The 24,705-nt window shown below is 71.9% G+C and carries 21 protein-coding genes and 2 pseudogenes; 10 read left to right on the top strand and 13 right to left on the bottom strand.

Features of this window, described 5'->3' with window-relative positions:
• Positions 1–108: 108 nt before the first annotated feature.
• A pseudogene (locus ACFWNV_RS18995) lies at positions 109–627 on the top strand (cytosine permease); the annotation flags it as partial.
• Between the two features lie 33 nt (positions 628–660).
• On the opposite strand, the gene ACFWNV_RS18990 reads toward ACFWNV_RS18995, so the two are convergent.
• The 4 genes from ACFWNV_RS18990 to ACFWNV_RS18975 form a co-directional block, all read right to left on the bottom strand.
• The gene (locus ACFWNV_RS18990) at positions 661–2,097 is read right to left on the bottom strand and encodes a GH1 family beta-glucosidase (RefSeq protein ID WP_383948000.1); all 1,437 of its coding nucleotides are present in this window, start codon (positions 2,095–2,097) and stop codon (positions 661–663) included.
• A 101-nt stretch (positions 2,098–2,198) separates the two neighbouring features.
• The gene (locus ACFWNV_RS18985; RefSeq protein ID WP_383947998.1) at positions 2,199–3,164 is read right to left on the bottom strand and encodes a carbohydrate ABC transporter permease; all 966 of its coding nucleotides are present in this window, start codon (positions 3,162–3,164) and stop codon (positions 2,199–2,201) included.
• A 4-nt stretch (positions 3,165–3,168) separates the two neighbouring features.
• Positions 3,169–4,131: a carbohydrate ABC transporter permease gene (locus ACFWNV_RS18980; protein WP_383947995.1), complete on the bottom strand. Its 963-nt coding sequence runs from the start codon at positions 4,129–4,131 to the stop codon at positions 3,169–3,171.
• 142 nt (positions 4,132–4,273) lie between these two features.
• Entirely contained in the window at positions 4,274–5,635 is a 1,362-nt protein-coding gene (locus ACFWNV_RS18975; RefSeq protein WP_383947992.1) for an ABC transporter substrate-binding protein, read from the bottom strand.
• Between the two features lie 449 nt (positions 5,636–6,084).
• Between ACFWNV_RS18975 and ACFWNV_RS18970 the strand changes: the two genes are divergently transcribed.
• Entirely contained in the window at positions 6,085–7,137 is a 1,053-nt protein-coding gene (locus tag ACFWNV_RS18970) for a LacI family DNA-binding transcriptional regulator (protein WP_383947989.1), read from the top strand.
• Positions 7,138–7,252: 115 nt separating this feature from the next.
• On the opposite strand, the gene ACFWNV_RS18965 is transcribed toward ACFWNV_RS18970, so the two are convergent.
• From ACFWNV_RS18965 to ACFWNV_RS18950, 4 genes are all read right to left on the bottom strand, one after another.
• Positions 7,253–7,456, bottom strand: a complete 204-nt coding sequence (locus tag ACFWNV_RS18965) for a hypothetical protein (protein WP_383947986.1) — start codon at positions 7,454–7,456, stop codon at positions 7,253–7,255.
• A 375-nt stretch (positions 7,457–7,831) separates the two neighbouring features.
• A complete protein-coding gene (locus ACFWNV_RS18960) occupies positions 7,832–9,640 on the bottom strand; it encodes a glycoside hydrolase family 6 protein (protein ID WP_383947985.1) in 1,809 nt (602 codons plus the stop codon).
• A 16-nt stretch (positions 9,641–9,656) separates the two neighbouring features.
• On the bottom strand, positions 9,657–11,210 hold the full coding sequence (locus ACFWNV_RS18955; RefSeq protein ID WP_383947983.1) for a cellulase family glycosylhydrolase: 1,554 nt from the start codon (positions 11,208–11,210) through the stop codon (positions 9,657–9,659).
• Between the two features lie 322 nt (positions 11,211–11,532).
• Positions 11,533–12,441 carry a LysR family transcriptional regulator gene (locus tag ACFWNV_RS18950; protein WP_383947980.1) on the bottom strand — a complete coding sequence of 303 codons (909 nt, stop codon included), beginning with the start codon at positions 12,439–12,441 and terminating at the stop codon, positions 11,533–11,535.
• Between the two features lie 118 nt (positions 12,442–12,559).
• Between ACFWNV_RS18950 and ACFWNV_RS18945 the strand changes: the two genes are divergently transcribed.
• Both ACFWNV_RS18945 and ACFWNV_RS18940 read left to right on the top strand, forming a co-directional pair.
• Entirely contained in the window at positions 12,560–13,345 is a 786-nt protein-coding gene (locus ACFWNV_RS18945) for an SDR family NAD(P)-dependent oxidoreductase (protein WP_383947978.1), read from the top strand.
• A 68-nt stretch (positions 13,346–13,413) separates the two neighbouring features.
• Positions 13,414–13,626, top strand: coding sequence for a 4-oxalocrotonate tautomerase family protein (locus ACFWNV_RS18940; protein WP_383947975.1), 213 nt, complete (start codon positions 13,414–13,416; stop codon positions 13,624–13,626).
• A gap of 82 nt (positions 13,627–13,708) precedes the next feature.
• On the opposite strand, the gene ACFWNV_RS18935 is transcribed toward ACFWNV_RS18940, so the two are convergent.
• Both ACFWNV_RS18935 and ACFWNV_RS18930 read right to left on the bottom strand, forming a co-directional pair.
• Positions 13,709–14,359: a helix-turn-helix transcriptional regulator gene (locus ACFWNV_RS18935; protein ID WP_383947972.1), complete on the bottom strand. Its 651-nt coding sequence runs from the start codon at positions 14,357–14,359 to the stop codon at positions 13,709–13,711.
• Positions 14,360–14,431: 72 nt separating this feature from the next.
• A pseudogene (locus tag ACFWNV_RS18930) lies at positions 14,432–14,632 on the bottom strand (proprotein convertase P-domain-containing protein); the annotation flags it as partial.
• Positions 14,633–14,809: 177 nt separating this feature from the next.
• Between ACFWNV_RS18930 and ACFWNV_RS18925 the strand changes: the two are divergent.
• The gene (locus ACFWNV_RS18925; protein WP_383947969.1) at positions 14,810–15,334 is read left to right on the top strand and encodes a GNAT family N-acetyltransferase; all 525 of its coding nucleotides are present in this window, start codon (positions 14,810–14,812) and stop codon (positions 15,332–15,334) included.
• A gap of 58 nt (positions 15,335–15,392) precedes the next feature.
• Positions 15,393–16,106 carry an alpha/beta fold hydrolase gene (locus ACFWNV_RS18920; RefSeq protein WP_383947966.1) on the top strand — a complete coding sequence of 238 codons (714 nt, stop codon included), beginning with the start codon at positions 15,393–15,395 and terminating at the stop codon, positions 16,104–16,106.
• A gap of 54 nt (positions 16,107–16,160) precedes the next feature.
• Here the strand turns inward: ACFWNV_RS18920 and ACFWNV_RS18915 are convergent, their stop codons facing one another.
• A complete protein-coding gene (locus tag ACFWNV_RS18915) occupies positions 16,161–17,540 on the bottom strand; it encodes a tetratricopeptide repeat protein (protein WP_383947963.1) in 1,380 nt (459 codons plus the stop codon).
• Positions 17,541–17,679: 139 nt separating this feature from the next.
• Here ACFWNV_RS18915 and ACFWNV_RS18910 point away from each other — a divergent pair, with 139 nt between their 5' ends.
• The gene (locus ACFWNV_RS18910; protein ID WP_383947960.1) at positions 17,680–19,041 is read left to right on the top strand and encodes a M64 family metallopeptidase; all 1,362 of its coding nucleotides are present in this window, start codon (positions 17,680–17,682) and stop codon (positions 19,039–19,041) included.
• A 122-nt stretch (positions 19,042–19,163) separates the two neighbouring features.
• On the opposite strand, the gene ACFWNV_RS18905 is transcribed toward ACFWNV_RS18910, so the two are convergent.
• Positions 19,164–20,720 (bottom strand): hypothetical protein, encoded by a 1,557-nt coding sequence (locus ACFWNV_RS18905; RefSeq protein WP_383947958.1) that lies wholly within the window; start codon positions 20,718–20,720, stop codon positions 19,164–19,166.
• Between the two features lie 111 nt (positions 20,721–20,831).
• Here ACFWNV_RS18905 and ACFWNV_RS18900 point away from each other — a divergent pair, with 111 nt between their 5' ends.
• Positions 20,832–22,097 (top strand): sensor histidine kinase, encoded by a 1,266-nt coding sequence (locus ACFWNV_RS18900; protein ID WP_383947955.1) that lies wholly within the window; start codon positions 20,832–20,834, stop codon positions 22,095–22,097.
• Positions 22,094–22,765, top strand: a complete 672-nt coding sequence (locus tag ACFWNV_RS18895) for a response regulator transcription factor (RefSeq protein ID WP_383947953.1) — start codon at positions 22,094–22,096, stop codon at positions 22,763–22,765. The genes ACFWNV_RS18900 and ACFWNV_RS18895 overlap by 4 nt, the downstream gene beginning before the upstream one ends.
• A 65-nt stretch (positions 22,766–22,830) precedes the next feature.
• Here the strand turns inward: ACFWNV_RS18895 and ACFWNV_RS18890 are convergent, their stop codons facing one another.
• Positions 22,831–23,937: a hypothetical protein gene (locus ACFWNV_RS18890; RefSeq protein ID WP_383947950.1), complete on the bottom strand. Its 1,107-nt coding sequence runs from the start codon at positions 23,935–23,937 to the stop codon at positions 22,831–22,833.
• Positions 23,938–24,255: 318 nt separating this feature from the next.
• Here ACFWNV_RS18890 and ACFWNV_RS18885 point away from each other — a divergent pair, with 318 nt between their 5' ends.
• A complete protein-coding gene (locus ACFWNV_RS18885; protein ID WP_383947947.1) occupies positions 24,256–24,681 on the top strand; it encodes a hypothetical protein in 426 nt (141 codons plus the stop codon).
• The last annotated feature ends 24 nt before the right edge of the window (positions 24,682–24,705 follow it).

Below are 24,705 nucleotides of genomic sequence, written 5' to 3'. Positions count from 1 at the left end.
GGTTGTTGTGTCCTGGGCCCGCCGGTGGGGTGGGTTTTGTGGGTCGCGGGGCCGTTGGTTCTTCGTGGTTTTTTGGGTTGGTTGGTGGGGCCCCCCCCCCCCCCCAACAACGCCATGACCGCCTACAGCTCCGGCCTCGCCCTCCAGGCCGCCGGCGTCCGCGTCGGCCGCTCCCTCGGGGTCCTGGTCGACGGAGCGCTCGGGGTCGTCCTGACCCTCTACGCCCTCCTCGTCTCCAACTTCCTCGACACGGTCGGCAACCTCCTCCAGCTGACCGTCGTCGTGCTGGGGCCCAGCACGGCCGTCTACGCGACCGACATCCTGCTCCGCGGCTGCCGCTACGACGGCCCCGCACTCACCGACGAGACCCCGGGCAGCCCCTTCTGGTACACCGGGGGAGTCAACTGGTCCGGCGCGCTGGCCCTGACGGCGGGCATCGCGGCATCCGCGCTCTGCGTGGACACCCTCTACACGGGCCCCGTCGCCCGGGCGCTGGGCGGCGTGGACCTCTCCCTGCCCGCCGGCATCCTCGTGTCGGCGGCCCTCTACCGGCTCCTGATGCGAAGCTCCTTGCGCCGCCCCCTGCGGGACTCCCCGCGGGGCCGGGCCGCCGCGCCGCCGGACTGACCCGGATACGGGCCGCCGGCGGACGCGCACCCGCTACGACGGGGCGTGCAGCTCACCGGAGCGCGCCACGCGGGCGTACCAGCGGGCACTCGACTTGGGCGTGCGCTCCAGCGTCTCGTAGTCCACGTGAACCGCACCGAACCGCTTGGCGTACCCGTACGACCACTCGAAGTTGTCGAGCAGCGACCACAGGAAGTACCCGCGCACGTCCACCCCGTCGCTGATCGCCCGGTGCACGGCGTCGAGGTGGGCGTGGATGTACGCGGCACGGAGCGGGTCGTGCACCGTGCCGTCCGGACCGACCTCGTCCTCGTACGCCGCGCCGTTCTCGCTGACCACCAGCGGCAGCCCGGGGTACCGGGCTGCGGTGCGGGTCAGCAGCTCGTACAGGGCGCTCGCGTCGACCGGCCAGCCCATCGCCGTGCGTTCACCCGGCGCCCGGTGGAAGGCCACGCCCTCCGCACCCGGCCACGGCGAGTGCTCGCTGTTGCCGTGCCCGTCGTCCTGCGGCACCCCTTCGCCCTCCGCCGCCCGCGAGACGACCGTCGGGGTGTAGTAGTTCACGGCGAGCAGGTCCAGCGGCTGGTGCACCGTGGCGGTGTCCCCGTCCCGGACGAAGGACCAGTCGGTCAGGCGCGCGGTGTCCGCGAGCAGGTCCTCGGGGTAGGCGCCCTCCAGCATCGGCCCCAGCCAGATCCGGTTGCCGACGGCGTCGATGCGCCGGGCCGCCTCCCGGTCCGCGGCCGAGGAGGTCAGGGGGCGCACCTCGTGGAGGTTGAGGGAGACCGCGACCTGGCCGTCCCGGGGCAGCGCCGCCCGCAGGGCCTGCACGGCGAGGCCGTGGCCGAGGTTGAGGTGATGGGCCGCGCGCAGGGCGGCGACCGGGTCCGTACGGCCCGGGGCGTGCACACCGGAGGCGTAGCCGAGGAACGCGCTGCACCAGGGTTCGTTGAGGGTGATCCAGTGCTTCACCCGGTCGTCGAGGGCGTCGGCGACGAGCCCCGCGTACGCGGCGAAACGCTCGGCGGTGGCGCGCTCCGGCCAGCCGCCCGCGTCCTCCAGCTCCTGGGGGAGGTCCCAGTGGTAGAGGGTGAGGGCGGGTGCGATGCCGGCGGCGAGCAGCTCGTCCACCAGCTTGCGGTAGAAGTCGAGGCCCTTCTGCACGGCCGGACCCCGGCCGGTCGGCTGGACCCGCGACCAGGACACGGAGAACCGGTAGGCGCCCAGGCCGAGTTCGGACATCAGCCGGACGTCCTCGGGGAAGCGGTGGTAGTGGTCCACCGCCACGTCACCGGTATGGCCTTCGAAGACCTTGCCCGGGGTGTGCGAGAAGGTGTCCCAGATGGACGGGGTCCGGCCGTCCTCCCGTGCGGCGCCCTCGATCTGGTACGCGGCGGTGGCCGTGCCCCACAGGAAGCCGGACGGGAAAGAGCGGACGGCGGTGAGCGGCCGGGTCTCGGACGCGGTCATGGAAGGGCGCTCCCAACGTGAGTGTGGATGGAACGGTGCCGGACGAGGGGTGCCCGACGAGGGTGCGGAACGAGGGTGCGGGACGAGGGGTGCCCGGCCGGTCAGTTCTTGACGGCCCCGGCGGTGATGCCGCCCACGATGTGCTTGCCGAGCACGGCGAAGACCAGCAGCAGCGGCAGCGTGGAGATGAGGGCGCCGGTCAGCACGACGGCCTGGTCGACGGTGTGGTCACCCGCGCCGAGGCCGGCCAGGGCGACCTGGAGGGTCGGATTCCCGTCCGGGGTCAGCGCGATGAACGGCCAGAAGAAGTCGTTCCAGGCCTGCACGAAGACGAGCATCCCGAGGACCGCCATCGCGGGCCGGGCCACCGGGAACACCACGTGCCAGATGATGCGCAGGCTGTGTGCGCCGTCCATCCTGGCCGCCTCCACCAGTTCCACCGGCAGGGCCTCGATGAGGTACTGGCGCATGAAGAACACACCGAAGGCGGCGACCAGCGAGGGCAGCACGACCGACTGGAGCTGATCGACCCAGCCGAGATCGGTGATGATCTGGTAGAGCGGGATCACGCTGAGCTGCGGCGGGATCGTCATGGTCGCCACCACCAGTGCCAGCAGGGCGCCCCGGCCCTTGAAGGGCAGCTTGGCGAAGGCGAAGCCGGCCAGGGTGGAGAACAGGACGGTGGACAGGGCCACGAGCCCGGCCACGACGGTCGTGTTGACCAGGGCCTCGCCCATGTCGACCTGGTTCCAGGCGAAGGCGAGGTTGTCGAAGAGCCGGGGGCCGGGCAGCAGCGGGGCCGGGGCCTCGACCACGCGCTCGCCCGTGTGCGAGGCCGCCACGAGGTTCCAGTACAGCGGGAAGAGGGAGACGAGGGCGGCGAAACCGAGGAGGACGTACGTCAGCGGTCCCGCGTGGTGCTGACGGCCCGCCGACTGGCGGAACAGACTGCGGCGCGGCCCCGGCGCGGCGGCCCGGCCCCCGGGCGGGCCCGCGGATCCGGCGGTGGGTGCGGGCGTGGACGGGACTTCGGGCGTGGAGGTCGACGTATCGAGCGTGCGGGCCATGAGCTCAGCTCCCCGGCTTCTTGCGCTTGCGGTGCGTGCGGGTGATCAGCGTCTGGAGGCCGCCGACGAGCAGGAGGAGCAGCAGCATGACCCACGCGATGGCGGAGGCCTGGCCCAGCGCGCCGGTCACCCAGCCCTTCTCGTACATGAGCAGGCTCAGGGTCTGGAACTGGTTCCCGCTGCCCCCGCTGATGCCGACGCTGCCGCCGTAGAGCATCGGCTCCCCGAAGAGCTGGGTGGCTCCGATGGTGGAGACGATGACCGTGAAGAGGATCGTCGGCCGGATGGAGGGGATGGTGACGCTGAGGAACTGCCGCAGGCGCGAGGCCCCGTCCAGCGCGGCGGCCTCGTAGAGGTCCTGCGGTACGGCCTGCATCGCCGCCAGGTAGATGAGCGCGTTGTAGCCCGTCCAGCGCCAGGTCACGATCGCCGATATCGCGATCTGCGCGGGCCACTTGGAGGACTCCCAGGCGACCGGTTCGAAACCGACCCAGCCCAGGGCGGTGTTGATCAGCCCGTAGTCCGTGTTGAAGAGCTGGGCGAAGACGAGCGTGGCCGCGGCGATCGAGGTGGCGTACGGGGCGAGCACCGCGACGCGGAAGAAACCCCGGCCGCGGAGCCGGTAGTTGAGCAGGTGCGCGAGGCCCAGGGCCATCAGCAGCTGGGGGACGGTGGAGATCACGCCGATGGTGAAGGTGTTGCCGAGCGCGTTCCAGAAGAACTCGCTGGTCGCCAGTGAGCTGTAGTTCTCCAGCCCCTTCCACCGGGCGCTGCCGCCGAGTTCGACCCGGTGCAGCGAGAGCCAGCCCGTGTAGATCAGGGGGAAGAGCCCGAAGGCCGCGAAGGTGAGGAAGAAGGGGGCGACGAAGACGTAGGGGACCGCCTTCAGGTCCAGGCGGTAGAGCGTGCTGCGCAGGCTGGTGGGCGGCGGGGAGCCGCCACTGGTCGCCCGTACGGAGGTGGCCACGGGGGCGTCCTTCCGGGTCGGTGCGTACGGAGGTGCGTACGGGGGATGCGTACGGGGGATGCGTACGGAGGTGCCGTACACGGGGATGCTGGACGGCGGCGGCCCGCCACCCGCGGGCGGCGACGGGCCGCGCGCGGCCCCGCTACTTCTCGATCTTGTCGTCGACCAGCTTCTTGACGTTCTCCCAGGCCTTCACCGGGTCGGTGCCGCGCTGCTCGATGTCGAGGATGCCGTTGTCGGTCAGGAAGGTCTTCACCTGGCCGTCCCAGCGGCTGATCGGGGCGGGCGTGATGCCGGCCGCGGCCTCCGAGTAGATCTTGCCGACCGGGGTGTCGCCGAAGTACGGCAGCTTGGCGTCCTGGACGGCCGGGGAGGTCAGCGTGTCCTTGGTGGAGGGGATGTTGCCGTTCACGCCGAAGACCTTGGCGTGCTGCGCCGGTGCGGTGAGCCAGGCGGCGAGCTCGGCGGCCTCCTTGGTGTGCTTGCCCGACTTCGGAACGGCGAGGAACGAGCCGCCCCAGTTGCCGGCCACGGGCGGCGCGGCGATGTCCCACTTGCCCTGGTTCTCCGGGCCCGCCTGGTCCTTGATGATGCCGGTCATCCAGCTGGGGCAGGCGACGGTGGCGAACTTCGAGTTCTTGAAGGCCGCGTTCCAGGTGCCCTTCTCGTCGAACTGGCGCAGCTTGGCGGTCAGTTCGCCCTTCGCCGCCGCCACGGCGGTGTCCCACGCCTTCTTCACGCCCGGGCTGTTCTCGTAGTCCAGTTCGCCCTTGGTGTCGGCGTACTGCACGGGCTGGCTGGAGATCACCGCGTTGAACAGGCCGCTGGCGGAGTCGTGGAAGGCGGTCCCGGCGGGGGCGCTCTTCTTATACGTCTCGCCGGTCTCGATGAACTTGGCCCAGTCGCCCGCCCAGAGCTTGGCGACCTCGGTGCGGTCGGTCGGGAGCTTGGCCTGGGCGAAGAGGTCCTTGTTGTAGCAGATGGCCATCGGGCCGATGTCCGTGCCGAGGCCGATGACCTTCCCGTCGGCCGTGGTGGCCTGCTTGACCTTCCAGTCGAGGAACGCGCCGAGGTCGGCGCCGCCCGTCTTGCCGAGGTCGGTCCACTTGTCCGCCATCGCGGAACCGGTCGCCTCCGCGATGTAGCCCACTTCCAGGGCCTGGATGTCCGCGAGCCCGCTGTCGCGGGAGAGGCGCAGTTTGAGCGTGTCCCAGTACTTCTGGCCGTCGGCGACGTTCGACTCTTCGATCTTGATGTTCGGGTGGGCCTTCTCGTACTCGGCGTAGAGCTTGGCCCCGGTGGCGTTGTCGTAGCCGAACGAGCCGAAGGTTCCGATCCGCAGCGTGATCTGCCCGCCGCCGGCCGCGCCGTCGGCCTTGTCGCCGTCACCGTCGCTGCCGCAGCCGGTGAGCAGGGCCGTACCGGTCGCCACGACGGCGATCGCGGTGACCGCGTTGATCGCAGTGCGGCGTCCGCGTCCGTGTCTGCTGCTGGAAGTGCGCATTCCACTCTCCTCGTCCAAGGTGGTGCTCGTTGTGCGCCGGGGGGTCCGGCGGGCTGTTCGCGGCTCGGCGAGGGCCCGGCCCGGACCTGATGTGAAGGTCGTTCTCGCATCCCAGAGTGGGAGCGCTCCCACGTCGTTGCCGGAAGGTTGCTGCTTGGCGGGTGCGGGTGTCAAGACGTGAACGTGAATTCGTGACGGGAAGCCGTCCGGCGCGTCGGAGGCCCTGCTTTCCGGCGCGGCCTCGTCGGGTTCTGAACGCGGACGTGGCGGCAAGAGGGGATCATGAGTAGTGTGGGAGCGCTCCCATTTGAACCTCCGGTGCGCCGGACCGGCGTAACGTGTTCCGCGTGAGATGGGGGGCGGGATCCGCTTCTTACCTGATCAGCCGTGCTCCGGCCCGGCACGCACCGGCCCGGAGCGCGAGGGCGCACGAGGGGAGTTCGAGGATCGTGAGCGGACGGCAGAACGGCAGACCCACCCTGGAAGAGGTCGCGGCCCTGGCCGGAGTCGGCCGGGGCACCGTCTCCCGGGTGATCAACGGCTCGCCGCGGGTGAGCGAGCAGGCCAGGGAAGCCGTCGCCCGCGCCGTGGCCGAGCTGGGGTACGTACCCAACCAGGCGGCCAGGGCGCTGGCCGGCAGCCGGACCGATGCGGTCGCCCTCGTCATCCCGGAGACCGAGGCCAGGCTGTTCTCGGAGCCGTACTTCCTCGACCTGATCCGCGGGGTCAGCGCCGAACTGGCCGAAGCCGACAAGCAGTTGCTGCTCACCCTGGTCCGGACCGAGGCCGAGCGCCGGCGCTTCGAGGACTACCTGGCCGCCCAGCGGGTCGACGGCGTCCTGCTGGCGTCCGTCCACGGCGACGACCCGCTGCCGGACCGGATCGCGCAGCTGGGCCTGCCGGTCGTCATGAACGGGCGGCGCTCGGAGGCCGAACCCGTCGCCTACGTGGACTCCGACAACATCGGCGCGGGACGGGCCGCCGTCGCCCACCTGGTGGGGCGGGGCCGGAGCAGGATCGCGACCATCAGCGGACCGCTGGACATGTACGTGGCACGGGCACGCCTGGGCGGCTACCGCGCGGGGCTCGCCGAGGCCGGGATCCAGCCCGACGAGTCCCTGGTCGCGACCGCCGACTTCACCGAGGAGGGCGGCCGGCTGGCCATGCGCGAGCTCCTGGAGCGGGCCCCCCGCCTGGACGCGGTCTTCGCCGCCTCCGACGTGATGGCGGCCGGCGCGCGCGGGGTGCTGCGCGAGGCCGGCCGCCGGATCCCCGAGGACGTGGCCCTGGTCGGGGTCGACGACTCCGCGGTGGCCCGCCTGATGGATCCGCCGCTGACCAGCGTGCGCCAGCCGATCGAGGAGATGGGCCGCACGATGACCCGGCTGCTGCTCCAGAAGATCGCGGAAGGTTCCGGAGCCGGCTCCGCGACGCCGGAGGCGAAGGGCGAGGAGCCGCGCAGGGTCCTCCCGACGGAACTGGTCGTGCGGGATTCCTCCTGAGCCGGGATCGCCGGGAGACCGGTTCCCCCTCGTCGCGGCCGTCGGCCGTCGGCCATCGGCGAGCGGCTGCGACCCGACGCGGCCGATAGGCCTCAGGGCACCGGACTTCCGGTGCTCAGGCGCGGGTGAGCAGGTCGGCGACCCCGGCGACCAGCTGGCTCTCCGCTGAGTTGCGGGCGGTCGTCGGGTGGTAGGCGAGAACGAAGCGGCGTTGCTGGTCACGCGTGGAGAACGCGGCGTTCTTGTAGCCGTACGTCTCGCCGGTCTTCCCCCAGAGGGTCACGCCGTTGACCGCCTCTCCGTACGGGCGGCCGGTCACCTTGTCGATGATCAGTACGGCCAGAACGTAGTTGATGCCCCGGTACTCCTGCGGTGTTCAGCGGTGGGAGAGGAACGGGTGACGTGGGAGACGCGACGGCCCGGCGCGCGGGCGGCACGGCGGTGGTGGCCAGTACGGCCGCTCCTGACAGTGTGGCGCCCACAAAGACCCTTCGGGACATGTGTGTTGGTGTGATGACCCTCAGGCTGCCAGTGGGTCTCCGACCGGGCATCGGGGCTGCCCCGGACCCGTCCCCGATGTCACCCCGACCCGGTCCTGCTGGGCGCGCCGCGGCCGGAGCCGTACGGAGACCAGGGGTTTCCGTACGGCTCCGGCTCATCGGTGAGGCGGGTCGGTCAGCTCACCGGCGGTGTGTCAGAGCGCCGGGTGGGCGTTCTTCATGAGCTCCTGGAACTGGGCCGAGAACCACCGGCCCGACAGCGGCGCGTCCGGGAGGGAGCCCGACATGCTGTTCCCGTTGCGTGCGTTGCCCGTGTACGTCGGGTCGCACATCCGGTCGAAGCCCTTGCCCTCGTCGTTCGCGATCTCCTTGCTCGCCCCGTCCGACTCGCCCGGCGGCTTGATCCACACGTAGGCGTCGATGCCCGCTGCCGGAGCTGCCTGCGGCCGCTCGCCGAGGCCGGCGCCCGACTGGTTGCACCAGTTGCCGAGGTGGATGCGCCGGTCGTAGCGGCCGCCGTTGACGTAGGTGTCCACGCTGGTCAGCGCACCGGGTCCGGTCGGCCGCGCCGTGCCTCCCCAGCCGTTGCGGGAGGTGTCGATCAGCATGCCGAGGTTCGCGTCGAAGCCCAGGGACACCAGCTTGGTCCGCATGGCCTGGGCGTAGGAGAGCTCGTCCGTGTACCGGTTCCAGTCGACCCACTTCGACTGGCGCACGGAGGTGCCGTTGACGGAGTCCTCGATCGTGAAGTGGTCCTCCTTCAGGGCGCTGTAGTTGGCCGTGTTCACGATGAAGCCGTGCACCTTGGCGAGCGTGGAGCCCTCGGCGGTCGCCGCCTGCTTGAACATGTCGGCGGAGGCGCCGAAGTTGTCGTCCCAGCCGAGCCAGCCGTGGTGTCCCGCGTCCACGTAGTTGTAGACGTTGGCGATCGAACCCAGCTTGTTCAGCGCGTACCCGACCCCCTTGACGTAGTTTCCGTTGGCCTTCATCACATCGCAGTTGGCCGTGGCCGTCGGGCGTCCGGTGACGTTGGTGACCAGGTTCGGCAGCGAGTCGATCTCCACCGTGGTGACGATGCGCAGGCCCGCGTACTTGCTGTCGGCGAGGATGGCCGCGATCGGGTCGATGTACTGCGTCTTGTACTTGTCGATCTCGGTCGGGCCCAGCTCGCCGTTGGAGGCGAGTGCTGCGCAGTCCCGGCCGGGCAGGTTGTAGATCACCAGCTGGACCACGAGCTCGCCGCTGCCCTTCTGTGCCAGCGCCGCGTCCAGGTGGGCGCGCAGACCCATCGAGCCGCTCGTCCCCGCGATGGCGGCGGTGCGGTCCAGCCAGACACCGGTGGGCTGGTTCGACACCCTGGTACCGCCCGGCTCGGCGGCGGCCTTCGCGGACCACTCGGGGTTCACGTACACCTTGGCGCCGGCGTACGGGTTGTCGGCCTTGCCGCCCGACGGCGGCGGGGTGGTCGGCGGGGTCGTGGGCGGCGTGGTGGGCGGGGTCGTCGGAGGAGTGGTAGGCGGCTGGGTCGGGTCGGTCGCACCGTTGCAGGTGACGCCGTTGAGCTTGAACGTCGCCGGCACGGCGTTGGTGCCGGTGTGCGAACCGTTGAAGCCGAAGGAGGTCGAACCACCCGTGGCCAGGTTCCCGTTGTACGAGAGGCTCTTGGCGCTCACGGCCGCCCCGGACTGGGTGATCGTGGCGTTCCAGCCCTGGGTGACCTGCTGACCGTTCGCGTAGGACCACTCGACGGTCCAGGAGGCCACCGGGTCACCGGTGTTGGTGACGATGACGTTCGCGCCGAACCCGGTGTTCCACTGGTTGGTGATCTGGTACGCGACCTTGCAGCCCGCGGTGGCGGCGCCGGCGGAAGTGCCGAACACGGTGGCGGTGGCGCCGGCCGCGGTGACGAGGCCGAGGGCCGCCAACAGGGCGGTGCGCCGGGTCGTACGGGACGTCGTACGGGACGTGGTGCGGGGAGTCGTGCCGAGTGCTGTGCGGCTCATGGTGGTGGGATGCCTTTCAGTTCAGGGCGCGCAGGTGGTCGCGCAGCCCGGTGCCGAATGCGGTGGGGGTGCCGTCGTACGAGGTGATCAGGGCCGGACCGGAGCTGCAGTTCCAGGTGTTCCAGGTCCAGCCGAGATACGAGAGGGAGCGGTCGTCGAACCACTTCATGACGCGGTCGACGAACGCGTGCGTGCAGGTGTTCTCGCCGATCTCGCCCGCCACGAGGGGGACCCGGGCGGCGACCGGAGCGAGCGTGGAGTCCCAACATGCTTCGCTGGAACAGCTGTTGAAGTTGTAGACGTGCCAGGCCGCGGCCAGATTGCCCGTCGGGTCGGTGGGGGAGTGGGTGAGCCACTGGCTCAGGTCGTTGGAGTAGGCGAGGCCGGGGACGAGCAGGAGATTGCGGGCGCCGGTCGCGCGGACGGCGTCCACCAGGTCCTGCATGCCGGCGACCTCGTAGCCGATGCCCGGGCACGTGCCGCCGTCGCGCCAGCAGGACCATGCCTGGGCGGTGGTGGGGGTGGCCCGGTCCGGATAGGGCTCGTTGAACAGGTCGAAGACGACCCGCCGGTCGTTCTTGAAGGTGTTCGCCACCGAGGTCCAGAACGCCGGGCCGTACTGGGCGTCCGGCATCGGCTTCTGGCAGGAGGCGTGGACGTCGGCGCACCCGGAGGAGTTCCCGGTGTACTGGCCGTACGTCCAGTGCAGTTCGACGACCGGGGTCATGCCGTGCGCGAGGACCCGGTCGACCAGTCCCTTGACCGCGTCGGAGTAATGCGCCCCCCGGTAGTCGGGTTTGATGGTGTCGAGCCCGAGCCAGCACTCCTCGTTGAGGGGAATGCGGACGGTGTTGGCCTTCCAGTCGGCGATGGCGCGCACCGAGGCGTCGTCGACGGGACCGTCGAAGATGCCGTGGCCCTGGACGCACATGAACTCGCCCCCGGAGCGGTTGACTCCGAGGAGGCGCCGGGTGGCACCGTTCCGGTCGGTGATCCGGTTTCCGGTGACGCTCAGTTCGGGCGCACCGGAGACCGGGCCGGTGGGGGTGGGTGTGGGGGTCGGGCCCGTGGGCGTGGGCGTTGGAGTGGGAGTCGGGGTGGGAGTCGGGGTGGGAGTCGGGCTGGGTTCGGGTCCGGGACCGGGCCCGGAACCAGCGGTGCAGGCTGCCCCGTTGAGCGTGAATGCGCCGGGCGCCGTGTTGGCGCCCGACCACGAGGCGATGAAGCCGGTCGTCACGCTCGCGCCGGCGCCGAGCACGGCGTTCCAGCTCTCGTTCACGGCGGTGACGGACGGCCCGCTCTGGGACCACTTGGCGCCCCAGCCCTGACCGAGGATCTGACCGGCCGGGAAGCCGAAGCCGAGGCTCCAGCCGTTCAGTGCGGGGCTGTTGTTGGTGACGGTGACCGAACCCTGGAATCCGCCGGCCCATTGGCCGACGACCGAGTACGTCACCGTGCACGAGGGTGCGGCCGCGGCTCCTGCGGCCGTACCCGTGACGGCGAGCGCACAGCTCACCATCGCGAGCGCTGCCGATGTGAGCAGCGCGGATGTGCGTGGGGGGTGTCGCATGAGCGAGTCCTTGCAGCGAGGGCGCGCCTTCTACGGCGCGCCGACTGACGGATTCGCTCCCACTGGTTGGGGCCAGACCGTAGCGGCAACTGACGTCAAGCAACAGAGGAGTTGAGGAAATTACTGCGGGACGGGCTTCGACTCTTCACGGACCTTGACGGCGTTGAGTCCCGTCTGCACAGTGGGAGCGCTCCCACTGGTTCAGGGCTTGTGTCCATCCTCCCCGTACGAGTTCATCTACGAGTTCATCTACGAGTCCATCCCTCCGACGAGAGGAGACCCATCCCCATGCCGATCCGGTGCCCGGGCCGGCCGATCCCGCTCAGTCCGTGCGGGGAACTTCCAGTCGGCCGACGAGTTCCTCGACGAACGCCTCCAGGTGGGGCGGGCGGGCACCGGTCCGGGTGGCGACGAACCACGTGCGGGTCAGCGGCTTCGCACCCATGCGGACCAGGGCCAGACCGTGCGAGGCCGTGTAGGGGGAAGCCACCCAGTTGGGCAGGACGGCCAGGCCCTGGCCGCCCGCCACCATCTCGATCACCAGGTCGGTCACCACCGGCATCGTGGTGATGCGGGCGGGCCGCGCCCCGGCCGGGATCGGCAGCGGCATCGACGGGATGCGCTTCTGGTCGTAGAAGTCGTAGAGGACCAGGTCCGTTCCGTCGAAGTCGCGGGCCGTCACGTGTGCGCGGGACGCCCACGGGTGCCCGGCGGGCACGACCGCCACCATCTCGTCCTCGAACAGCCGGGTCAGGGACACCCGGTCCATCTGCAAGTCGGGCTTCGTCACCAGGGCCACGTCGACCAGGTCGGCGAGCAGGGCCGGGATCGGCGCGTCGTCGGCGACGGTCTCGATCCGGACCTCGATGTCCGGCTCGCGCGCCCGGAAGGCGCGCAGGACCGGCGGCAGCCACGGGAAGGTGGTGCTGCACTGCGCGGCGAACCGCACGCGCCGGTCCCGTCCGTCGCGGAGCTCCCGCAGGTCGCGCGCGGCCGATTCGAGTTCCCCGAGGACGTGGCGGGCGGCGACCAGGAGCCGGCGGCCGGCGGCGTTCGGGACCAGGCGGCGGCCCTTCCGGTCGAAGAGCGGCATGCCGAGCCGCGCCTCCAGCCGGGTGAGCCGCTGACTCAGCGCCGGCTGGCTGACGTAGAGGCGTTCGGCGGCGGCGGTCAGCGAGCCGGCCTCGGCCGTGGCCTCGAGGAGTTCCAGATCGCGCAGGTCCACATCCATAACGCTGGATTATCACATGCTCCATATTCCGTCGTGGTGTTATGAGTCGGGGGCTCCTAGGTTTCTGGTGCCGGCCACCGGAACTCCCCGGTTGCCGCCCACGAAAGGGACTCCTTCCATGAGCGTCACCAGCACCACTGGAGCCATCAGCACTACCAGGAGCACCGGCATCACCATCACGGCCCTCGTCACCGGCTCCTCCAGCGGTATCGGCCTCGACGTCGCCCGCGCCTTCCTGGCGGCCGGCGCGAACGTCGTCCTCAACGGCCGCGACCCCGACCGCCTCGCCAAGGCGGCCGCGGGCCTCGGGCATCCGGAGCGCACCGCCTGCGTCGCAGGCAGCATCGCCGCCCGGGCGACCGGCGAGGCGCTCGTCCGTACGGCGCTGGAGCGCTTCGGGCGGATCGACGTCCTGGTCAACAACGCCGGCACCTTCGAGCCGAAGCCCTTCACGGAGGTGACGGAGGACGAGCTCGACGGCTACCTGACGGGCAACCTCAAGGGCACCTACCTCACCACCCAGGCGGTCGTACGGGCCCTGCGCACCCAGGGGCAGGGCGGCAGCATCGTCAACATCGGCACCGTGCTGGTGGACCACGCGCTGGCGGGCTTCCCGGCCACCGCACCCGTGGTCAGCAAGGCCGGTGTGCACGCGCTGACGACGAGCCTCGCCGCCGAGCTCGCCGCCGACGGGATCAGCGTCAACCTGGTCGCGCCCGGCATCATCCGCACCCCCCTGCACGAGGCCTCGGACGTGGACGCGTACGGCGGCCTCGCCCTGCAGGACCGGGTCGGCGAGGTCGCCGAGATCTCCGACGCCGTGCTCTACCTCGCGGGCGCCGGTTTCGTGACCGGCCACGCCCTGCGGGTGGACGGCGGCCACGTCACCGGCCGTCGCATCTGACACCACTCCCGCTACCCGGGCTCCCCCGCCCGTCCGTCATCGCCACCGCCCCGAGACGAGGAATTCCCGTGCCGTACGTCAACGTCAAGATCACCCGTGAGGGCGCCACCGCGTCGCAGAAGGCCGAGACCATCGCAGGAGTCACCGACCTGCTGGTCAAGGTCCTCGACAAGGACCCGGCCACCACGTTCGTCCTCATCGAGGAAGTCGCCCTGGAGGACTGGGGCGTGGGCGGCGTCCCGACGGACGAGTACCGCCGCCGCAACCGCGCCCGCGGCTGAGCCGCGACCGGGTCCCCGGCCGGGCCCCGCGGTTGACCGCGTGCGGCGGCCGGCCGGGGCTCCGTAGGGCGGACGGTGCGGGTCAGGCCGGACGCAGGTCCGCCGCGCACAGGTCCGGGCCGATGAAGGGCAGCAGCCGCACCGTGGTCCCGCTGGACTCCAGCAGGCCCTCCAGGACGCCTTGGTGGACGGCGCACACGACCTCGGGCCGGGTCCGGGCCAGCTCCAGGTACGGGCACGCGTGCAGCAGGACCCGACGGGTGCCGGGGTCGGGTTGCGGCGCGTCGCCGGGTGCGAAGCCCATCCGGGCGGCCGCGGCGAACACCCGCTCCGCGGCGGGCCCGCTCCCGGCCAGCCGGCGCCCCCAGCCGAGACCGGCCTCGCGGGACGCGCCGGGGCCGCCCCCGACGGCCTCGGCCAGGACCTGGGCGAGCTCCCGGAAGGCGCTGTCCGCCGGCTCCTCCCGGGGGTCGGGTCCGGTGGCCGCGTACCGCAGCCGGGGACGGCCCCGGCCCGGACCGGCGGAGGCGGTGGCCGTGACCAGGCCCGCCTCGGCGAGGGCGGCCAGATGGTGCCGAACGGTGGCGACCGAAAGCCCCGTGGCAGTGGCCATGTCACCGACACCCAGCAGGCCGTCCGCCTCCCGCAGCAGGGCCATCAGGCGTCGGCGCGACGGTACGGCCAGGGCGTGGTGGACGCGCTGGGCATCCACATCGCGGGGCATTTCGGTCATGGCCCCAATATAATCGACACCCATTGCTTAAAAGGGGAGCGAGCCCCGCCCCGGCTCCTGCCCTGCCCCCGCTCAGGTGCCCGTCCGTACGGCGAGGGACCACTCGTTCAGCACCCCGGCCTTCGAGGCCACCGCATCGGTGATCCTGAGCTTCCAGCTCCCCGGCACGGCGTCGACGATGAGCGGGGCGAGCAGGGAGGGCGGCTGTGAATCCAGGGTCACCCGCAGGTTCTTGGCGTTCCCGCCCGTGCGGTTGTGGATCACGGCGCGGCGCCCGCTCGGGGTGCTCGATGCCGATCGTCACCGTCAGGTCCCGGACCGTGCCCTGGCCCTGGAAGGTGATCGAGTAGGTGAGACCGCCGGCGTCGTCCTCGCCGTCCGGCAGGCCGGACGGGCCCCTACGTCCCTGCGCCCGCCGGGGTCGTTTCCGCGGACTGTTATCGTCCGCTCATGCCCGAGCTGATCACGCCCACGCCCCGTCTGTACGCCTCCTGGCTCGCCGCGCAGGAGGAATGGGGCTCCGACGCCCACATGGACGGCGCCGGGCTCGGCTCCGACGACGATGTGGACAGCGCGGAAGGCTTCGCCGCCTGGACGCAGCGGCTGCGGAGCTACGGGGACCGCTCTCTGCCGCTCGAACCGGGACGCGTCCACGCCACCTACTGGTGGATCGCCGAGGGGGACGCGTACCTGGGCGCCATCGACCTGCGGCACTACCTGAACGGGTTCCTGCTCGACGCCGGAGGCCACATCGGCTACAGCGTGCGCCCCTCGGCCCGCCGCCGCGGGCTGGCCACCTGGGCCCTGGGCGAGGTCAAGCACGAGGCCCGGCTGCTGGGGATCGACCGGGTGCTGCTCACCTGCGACCCCGGGAACCAGGCCTCGATCCGCACGATCGAGGGCAACGGCGGCGTGCTGGAGGACGTCCGCGAGACCTTGATCGGCCGCAAGCGGCGGTACTGGATCGACCTCTAGTGCGTGCATCGAAAATACTTCCTGGAAGATCGTCAGGCTGCCCGGTTACGGTGCGGGCATGGTGAATTTCGTGCTGGTTGCCGGTGCGCGGCTCGGGGCGTGGGCGTGGGGCGAGGTGGTGCCGCATCTGAGCGCGGCCGGCCACGGCGTCCATCCGTTGACGCTGTCCGGTCTTGCCGACAAGCAGGGTGTACCGGCGGGGCAGGCGACCCACGTCCAGGACATCGTTGCCGAGGTGGATCGGCAGGGTCTGCGTGACGTGGTCCTGGTGGGTCACAGCTACTCGGGCATCCCGGTAGGGCAGGCCGCGGAGCGGATCGGTGACCGGCTGGCCCGCGTAGTGTTCGTCGACTCGAGCGTTCCAACTGACGGCGAGTCGTTCGTCTCCGCCCGGCCGGACGGCGGGGCGGCAGTGGAGGCATCGATCGCCGAGAGCGGAGGGTTTTGGCCGCTCGCGCCGGCTGCCCATTACGACGGCGAGGGTCTCACCGATGAGCAGATCGCACGCCTCGTGCGTGGCTCGACGCCTCACCCGGGTGCCACGCTGACCGAGCCCGCCGTGCTGTCGGGGCCGCTCGGTGAACTTCCGGCGACATACGTCCTGTGCGTGATGCCAGGGGCCGGGCCCGACGACGCCGGGCCCGACGAAGATGTGGCCGAGCTGCTGAACAGCAAGCGCTGGCGGCTGGTGAAGATGGACACCGGCCATTGGCCGATGTTCTCCCAGCCGCGCGAGCTGGCGCAGATACTCCTCGATGCTGCCGTGGAGTGAGAGCACCCCCATGCCCGCACCCGACCGCGTGGCGCTCACGGGCCTGCCCGCCCGCTACCGCGACGCCGGATGGTGCGGGTGGGGTGGATGGTGCGGACGGTCCGGGAACGTCGGGGCCGCGGGTGCCGGGCCCAGGGTGGTCGTGCCCGGGGTCGCGCGGTGGCCCAGGCCCGTGCGGTAGGCGTCGAGTGCCGCTTCGGTGCGGCCGGCCCGGCGCAGCAGGTCACCCAGGAGCCGGCACAGGTCCGCGAGGTCGCCCGTCGCCCCGCTGCGCTCCAGCAGCGCCAGGGCCTGTACGTAGTGCTCCTCGGCGGACTCGTACGCGCCCCGCTCCTCCGCCATGAGGCCGAGGAGCCGGTGCGCCCCGCCCGCGTGGACCGCCCCGTGGCTGTCGCCGAGGGCCAGCAGCGCCGAGAGCAGCCCGGCGGCCTCCTCGTACCGGCCGAGCCGGCGCAGTACGTCCGCCAGCTCGACCTCCACCTGCGCGGTGTACAGGGCCGCCCGCCCGGCCGAGAGCATGTCCCGGGCCGTGCGCAGCTCGTGCTCGGCGGAGGCCAGGTCCCCGTTCTGGGCCTGTACGTAGCCGCGCATCCAGTGGCAGTGCGCCAGATCGGTGCGCAGCTGTAGCTGCCCGTAGATCGCCTGCGCCTTGGCCAGGGAGGCATCGGCGTCGGCGACGCGCCCCTCCGTCAGGAAGGTCCGCGCGACCTGCCGGTGCATGCCCGCCACCAGGGCCGGGTCGGTGACCCGGGGGGCCAGCGCCAGGGCCAGTTCGGCGGCGTGGGCGGCCCGGGCGTGGGCGCCCATGTCGATGTACGGCCCGATGACCGCGGCGTAGAGCAGGACCAGTGCCTCCGGGTCGGCAAGTCCGCTCGTGCCCAGCTCGTCGATGGTGGATTCGAGCAGGTAGCAGGCGTAGCGCAGTTCCCCGGCGAGCAGGTGCGCCACGGCGCGGCCGCGGATCGGACGGGCGCGGCGGGGGAGCGGCTCGTCGGCCAGGAGTCGTTCGGCTGCTTCGAAGTAGCCGATGGCTGCGGGGAGTTCGCCCGTCTCCAGGGCGCAGTCGCCGAGTCCGAGGAGCGCCCCGATCCGTTCGCCGGTGAGCCCGAGCTGCTCCGCTTCGGCGAGCAGCCGCCGGTACTGGACCGCGGCCTCTCCCGCCGCGCCGGAGGCCAGGAGCTGCTGGGCGTCGGTGAGGGCCAGGCGTAGCTCGGTGGCCAGCCCGGCGGGGCGTCCGGTGGCCAGTTCCTCGTAGGAGGTGCCCAGTCGCCCGGCCAGGAAGCGCAGCGCGGCCTCGGAGGGGCGCACCTTGCCCGACTCCAGCGTGGAGACATAAGCCGCGGTGTAGGAGGGCTCAGCCAACTTGCGCTGCGTCAGGCCGCGTTCGGTGCGCATGCGCTGAACCCTGCGGCCGATCTCGGCCGGTTCGTCCATGGGATCCCCCTGGTTGCTCGAACTGCCCAGTATTCAGGGGCGGCAGGGCATTGCGCACCCGTCGTGCGCCCCCTAATTTAAGCAACCGATTCAGTTCACTTACATCTCTGCTTAACTCCCTTCAGTGCAGGAGGACTTCATGCACCACGTCAGACGCCCGGCCGCCGCCCGGGCGGTTCTGCGGGCAGCCGTCGCGGCTGCCTGCGCGACCGCAGCGCTGCTGGCCGCCGGACCCGTCCGCGCGGCCGGCGCCCCGGTCGCGCCCCGGCTGGTGGTGGAGATTCCGGGTCCGGAGCAGGGCGGTGACGCCGGATCGGGCCACGCCCGGGTGCCCGCACGGGCCGCCGGGCCGGCCGGAACGGGCGCCCGGCTCTCCGAAGCGGAGCGGGCGGCGGACGGCGAGGTGGCCAAGCTCGTCGACAACGGCCCCACCGCCGACCGACTGGACGTGGTCGTCATCGGCGACGGCTACACGGCGGCCGAGCTGGCGAAGTTCCACGCCGACGCCGAGGCGAAATGGGCCGAGGTCACGGCCGTGGAGCCGTACGCCACGTACCGCAACCTCTTCAACGTCTGGACGGTGGACGCCGTCTCCCGGGAGTCCGGCGTCTCCGGCGACCCCGACCGGGCGGCCGTCCGCGACACCGCACTCGGCGCGTACTTCTGGTGCGAGGAGATCGAGCGGCTCCTGTGCATAGACCAGCCCAAGGTGGACTCCTACGTGGCCAAGGCGCCCGAGGCCGACCTCGTCCTCGTCCTGGCCAACAGTGCCAAGTACGGCGGGGCCGGCTACAACGAGCCCAGCGCCACCCTCGGCTACGAGGGCATCTCCACCGCCTCGGCGGACAACGCCAAGTCCGGCCAGGTCGCCATCCACGAGACCGGCCACTCGCTCGGCAAGCTCGCCGACGAGTACTTCTACCCCGGGGTCCCGGACTACGAGAAGTACACCGGGCCCGAGCCCGCCGAGTCCAACAGCTCCACGCTGTCCGCCGACCGGATGGCCGCCCGGCGGGCCAAGTGGTACCGCTGGCTGGGCGAGCCCTCCCCGGACGGCGGCACCGTCGGCGCCTACGAGGGCGGCGGCTACTTCGTCACCGGCCTCAACCGGCCCACCGACAACTCCCTGATGCGGGTCCTGGGCAAACCCTTCAACCTGCCCGGCGTGGAGGCGATGATCGCCGGCTTCCACCAGCACGCGAACACCGTCACCCCGCTCACCCCGACGGACCGCACCCTGCGGACCCGGCACACCGCGAAGGCGGCCGTGCCCCGGCTCACCGGCAGTGACGGCCGCCAGCTCGTGGTGCGCTGGTACCTCGACGGCCGGGAGCTCAGGCGACTGGCCGGCCGGACCGAGGTGACGGTGGCGGAGCTGCGGCTCCCCGACCACCGCAGCCACACCCTGTCGGTCACCGCCGAGGACCGGACCCCGTCGGTCCGCGACCCGGAGATCGCCCGGACGCTGCGCTCCACCGTCGCCTGGACCGTCCGCCGGTAGGGGGGCGGGAGCGGGCGCGGCCCCGCCGGGCCGGGCGGACATACGACGGGGGCGGCGCGGGAGCCCACCGCCCCCGCGCCGCCACCGCTCGCCCGTCACCGCTCACCCGCCTGCGCGGCGCCCTAGGCAGGCTCGCCCACGGGCTCGGCGACCGGGCCGGCGGCCCGCTCGCCGCTCCGGGGCAGACGGCGCAGGGCAAGGGCCATGGCGGCTGCCGTGTAGGCGCACAGCACCGCGACCCCGGCCCACCAGGGGAGCGGGAAGTACCCGGCGGACGGTGCGTAATGGGCGGTGACCTGCGGGTATTCCACCAGGGTCTGCTGGACGGCGAAGCCGGCCGCCGGAGTCACCCGCAGCAGCCACTGCGCGAGTCCGTCGCTCAGCAGCGGCACGGTGCTCACGGCGTACGGGACCACGACCAACGAGACGGCCACGAGCCCCGCGAGCAGGCGGCGCCGGAGCACCGAGCCGAGGGCCAGGGCGAGCACGGCCGTGAGGGCGAGCACCGCGGAGACGCCGATGATCACGCGTGCTCCGGTGAGCGCGGACAGCCCCACGACGGGCACCCCGTTGGATTTCAGGACCGCGACGCCGACCGGAACCATGACGCCCACGGCGAGCAGCCCGGTCACGAAGGTCACGGCTCCCACGACGAGGGTCCGCGCCCCCAGTACCGCACGGGGGAGCTGCGTACCGTCCCCCGCCTCCCGGCCGTCCGACCCGCCTCCGGCGAACCGCACCGCCACGACCAGCACGATGGCCAGGGCCAGGCTCAGACCGGTCAGCATCCCCTCCACGGGGCGGCCGCCCATGATGGCCACGGGCCCGATGTCACCGGCGCCGGTGACGGTGATCGTGCCGGCCTCCTCCACCGCCCCGGACGGCGTGTGCTGCTTCTCCCAGTCGGTGCTGTTCATCTCGCCGACCATCCCGGCCCGCCAGCTCCCGCCGGGGGCCGCGCCCGCCAGGCCGACGTGGTCGAAGGAAGCGCCGGCCTGGGTGAAGCGCACCTGTTCCGTGGCACCGCCGAGGCCCACCGGACGCAGCGTCAGGTCGCCGGGGGAGGTGGCGAACAGTCCCACCTGGGCCGTTTCGGGCAGCCCGGGCACCTTCACCGCGGCCACCTTCGCCCACCGCTCGCCGTCGGAGGACTCGTACCCCGTGACGGTGTCGCCCGCACGGGTCAGCCGGAGCCACCGCGGCGAGCCCGCCGAGACGGCGGCGCCGTTGACGGAGCTCCCGGCGATGTCGTGGCGGTAGTCGTGCTGCATCCGCACGCCGTGGTCGCCGGTGACCATCAGGGCCGCGTACGAGGACCCCTGGCGGACACCGTCCTTGATGATGATCCCGGCCTTCGCCCAAGGCACCAGGCCCGGGACGATCTGATCGTGGTGGGGCGGCGGATAGGTGATGGTGCCCGTCATGGAGGTCATCCGGACCGTGATGCTGCCCTCGCGCCCCAGATCCCGGTGCATGAAGGCGAACTGGTCGCTGACCACGGCGCCGTCCGGACCGACGGGGTCGGCCGGGCAGGTGCCGGTGCAGGACGCGTGGTTGCCGAAGGCGTAGAGCAGCCCGAGGGCGAGGACCATCAGGGCCGCGGTGACCAGGGCGATCAGCCGGGCCGGACGCAGGAAGCGGGTCCACTCCTGCCGGAGGATTTCCTTGTGTGTGAGCATGCTTCGGTTCTACGCAGCCGCCCGTAACGCGGTCCGAACCGTCGCTGTCATGACGCTGTTAGGTGCTGCCGGGCATGCTGGACCCCATCGGACGGGACGGGGAGTGGAATCATGGCCAGACTGCGGAGCGGGACCGTCGGACGACGGTTCACCCTTCTCTACGCCACGGTGTTCCTGCTCTCCGGGATCGGGCTGATCGCCCTGATCTACCTGTTCTCCCGCTCCGACTTGGCCGTCTCCGTTCCCGGAGAGCCGCCACCGGGCGGGCCGGCCACGGGCCTCGCACAGCACGTCCTCGACCTCGAACGACAGCTCGCGGACGTACACGCCCAGCAGTCCAGGCAGCTCCTGTTCGGCTCGCTCATCGCGATCGTGGTGATGGCCGCCGTCTCGCTCCTGCTCGGCCGGATCCTCGCCGGGCACGTCCTGCGCCCGCTGCGCCTGATCACCGCTGCCACCCGGCGGATCTCCGCGGACACCCTGGACCAGCGGCTCGCCGTGGCCGGGCCCGACGACGAGGTCAAGGAGCTCGCGGACACCGTCGACGGGCTCCTGGCCCGCCTGGAAGCCTCGTTCGCCGCGCAGCGGCGCTTCGTGGCCAACGCCTCGCACGAACTGCGCACTCCGCTGACGACGATCCGGGCCTCCCTCGACGTGGCCGTGGCCAAACCGCAGCCCGCGGCCCAGACCCTCGCGCTCGCCGGCCGGGTACGAACCGAACTCGACCGGGTCGACCGCCTGTTGGACGGTTTCCTCGTGCTTGCCCGGGCCCAGCACGGCGTCCTGCCCGAGCGTGTTCCCGTATCGCTGGCCGAGCTGGCGGGAGAGGCTCTGGCCGCCCGGGCCGCGGCCGTCACGGAGAAGGAGCTGACCGTCGAGGACGGGCTGACACCGAGGGCGTGGACCCGGGGCAGCCCGGCGCTGCTCTCCCGGCTGGTGCAGAACCTGATCGACAACGCGATCGTGCACAACCAGCGGGGCGGCTGGATCCGGATCACCACCGAGGACGGCGCCACGGAGGACGGCGCCGCCGAGGACGGCACCGGCGCGGGCGGTACCCCCGCGGACCCCACATCCTGGGCCCGCCTCGTCGTCGAGACCGGCGGGAGCGTCCTCGACCAGGAGCAGGTGGACCGGCTGACGCAGCCCTTCGAGCGGCTCGGCACCGACCGGACGGGATCGCAGGAGAGCTCCGGACTGGGACTGTCGATCGTCGCCGCCATCGTCTCCGCGCACGGAGGCCGACTCGACCTCCGCGTCCGACCGCGAGGCGGCCTGAAGGTGACGGCCGCGATGCCCCCGGCGGGCGCCACGGGCGCCATGGGCTCCCCAGACGTCCCGGTCTCCCCGGCCGGCGCGATCGGGGGCACGCCGTGAGGATCCTGGTCGTCGAGGACGCCCGCTCGCTCGCTGAGGTCGTCGCCGAAGGGCTGCGCGACCAGGGCATGGCCGTCGACCTCGCGTACGACGGGCTGGCCGCCGCCGCCAAGCTCGACGTCAACGCGTACGACGTGGTGGTCCTCGACCGGGACCTGCCCGGCATCCACGGAGACACGCTCTGCCGGATGATCACGGAGCGGGAGGACCGTGCGATGGTGCTGATGCTCACCGCGGCCGGTTCGCCCGGAGACCGGGTCAGCGGCCTCACCCTCGGCGCCGACGACTACCTGGCCAAACCCTTCCACTTCCCGGAACTGATCCTGCGCATCCGCTCCCTGGCCCGCCGCAGGCCCGCGGCCCGGCCCCGCACCCTGCGCGCCGCCGGCATCGAACTCGACCCGGTCCACCGCACCGCCCTGCGGGACGGCGCCCGCCTGGAGCTCTCCGTCAAGGAGTTCGCCGTCCTGGAAGCCCTGCTCCGGGCCAGTCCGGGCTTCCTGAGCGCCGAGGACCTCCTCGAACAGGTCTGGGACGAGAACGCCGACCCGTTCACCAACACGGTGGCGGTCACCATGGGCCGCCTGCGCCGCAAACTGGGCGCCCCGCAGATCATCACGACGACCCCCGGCGTGGGCTACCGCATCGCAGCGCCCGCACCCGGCTGACCTCACCGGCCACCGGGCTGTGACCGGCAGGCCTGATCCGCTTGAGCGGTCCGGGGTTCCAGTGGCTACAGCCGGGGACTCGGGCCCGACGGCGGATACCCCCCGCCGCCGCCCGGGAACCTCGGTTGGTCTCTGCTGAGTTCGGTGAGGGCATCGGTGATCCGCTGCCGGGGACTGCCCGTTGGGCAGTATGCCCGGAAGCCCTCCCACAGACTCCAGCCCTGGTATCCGTCGAGTTTCCTCACGGCCCCCTGCACCAGGTAGGGGTCCAGGTCGTGCATGGCCAGCAGACCGGTGTACCCGTAGACACCGGTGAACTGCTCGGCCCACCAGAGTGCCGTGCCGTCGTCCCAGGTACGGAAGAACTCATGATGGATGTGCACCGCCTCACCGAGAGTGTCCCACGCTTCGGAGAACGCCGTGTCGGCCGGTCCGATCGCGTCGGCGGCGACGTCGAACGGGGCGGAGAGGGCCTGTTGCCGCTCCGGAAACGCGGCGTCGGACAGGAGGCGCAGCGCACGGTCGGCCTTGTCGCCGACCCGCCGGATGTCCACCGCGGCCCGGGCGGCGTCGCGGGCCGCGAGCGCCGGGCTGGTCCACGCCAGGAGGAGCGAGGGGCGGTCGGCGGCTGCGATCCGGGCTTCGAAGGCGTCCGCCCGGGCGATCCGTGCCAGTAGCGGGCCGCACAGGGCCGTCAGTGCGGCGGCCTTACCGGTCCGGAGTTCCTCCAGCTGGACCGCGCGGGCGACGAACTCGGCGAGCTCCGCGTCCACGGCCGCGGCCAGCGCGGTCAGGTCCTGTCCCACTCTGGTGCCGGCGGCGAGACCGGCGAGCGCTTCCAGGACGGCCGCTGTCGGACGGGCGAGGTCCTCGCCCGTCGGGCGCGGTTCCCTGCTCCGCAGGATCTCCAGTACCTGGCCGGTCGCCTCGGCGCGACGTGGTGCCGCGAACTCCGGGAAGCGGTGGGTGCGTTTGTCCGCGAACGCCCGCAGAACGTCTGTCCACCAGGACCGCCGGGGTCCCTCCGGTACGGCGGCCAGGGCCTGGTCAAGGCCGGGTCGCGCGGTCCACCGGTCGCGCAGTGCCCGGCCGGTCTCGTCGGTCCACTGCTTCACCGCACGTTCGGCGGCCTGCCGCAGCTGTGCGTCGGTGGCTGGAAGCGGAACCGGCACGATGTTTCCCCCAAGCCCGCGTTGTCGGCGTAGACGCCCCCTGTGGAGTGTGGCAGCCCGGTGGCTCCGGCGGAACGAGAGCAGGGAAAGTCCGCTCCGCGGGTGTGCGTGGGTTGCGGCGGGCGTTGTTGGCGCAAGGTGTGGTTCGCCATGTCCAGGTGGCCGACCGTGCTCCCGGCCCGCCAGGGCGACCAGTGCCCCGTCGAGGGGGCATGCTGTCCGCCCAAGATCATTCGTGCAATCCCGGACCGGCCCGCCGGGCCGCGCGGATCGGCACGGATAATGGCAGGGCACACCGAGCGGAGAGTTGACGAAGCGATGACGCTGCAAGAAGGCCTGCGGGTGAGGCTGGCGGGGGACACCCGGCTGACCGACTGGGTCGCGATGACGGAGGACCCCACGGGTCCGGCGGGCCCGGCGGGGGCCGTCGCCGGTTCGCTGTCCCTGGCGGCGGGTACCGAGGGCACCGTGGTGCGGGTGGTCGAGCACGACCGGCAGACCGAGGGGTCCCGCGAGTACGAGCGGCTGAAGTCGCTCCTCGACGCCTACGGCGCGGGCATGCCGGCGGAGAGCAGGAAGCAGCTGGAAGAGAAGGTCGCCGGCCTGGAGCCCGCGTGGACCGCCTACCGTGCGGAGCCGCTGCGCGTGACCGTCCGGGTGCGCTTCGACAACGGATTCATCCTCGACGACGCACGCGAAGACCTCTTCGACTCCGACCCCGACTACGAATCCGACTCCGTCTGACGGCTCCGGCACCGTCTGGCGGGC

This window comes from Streptomyces sp. NPDC058401, from assembly GCF_042722885.1.
Classification (GTDB): Bacteria; Actinomycetota; Actinomycetes; order Streptomycetales; family Streptomycetaceae; genus Streptomyces.
The sequence above is the reverse complement of the archived record's forward strand: the minus strand, read 5'-3'. Positions and strand labels throughout refer to the sequence as shown.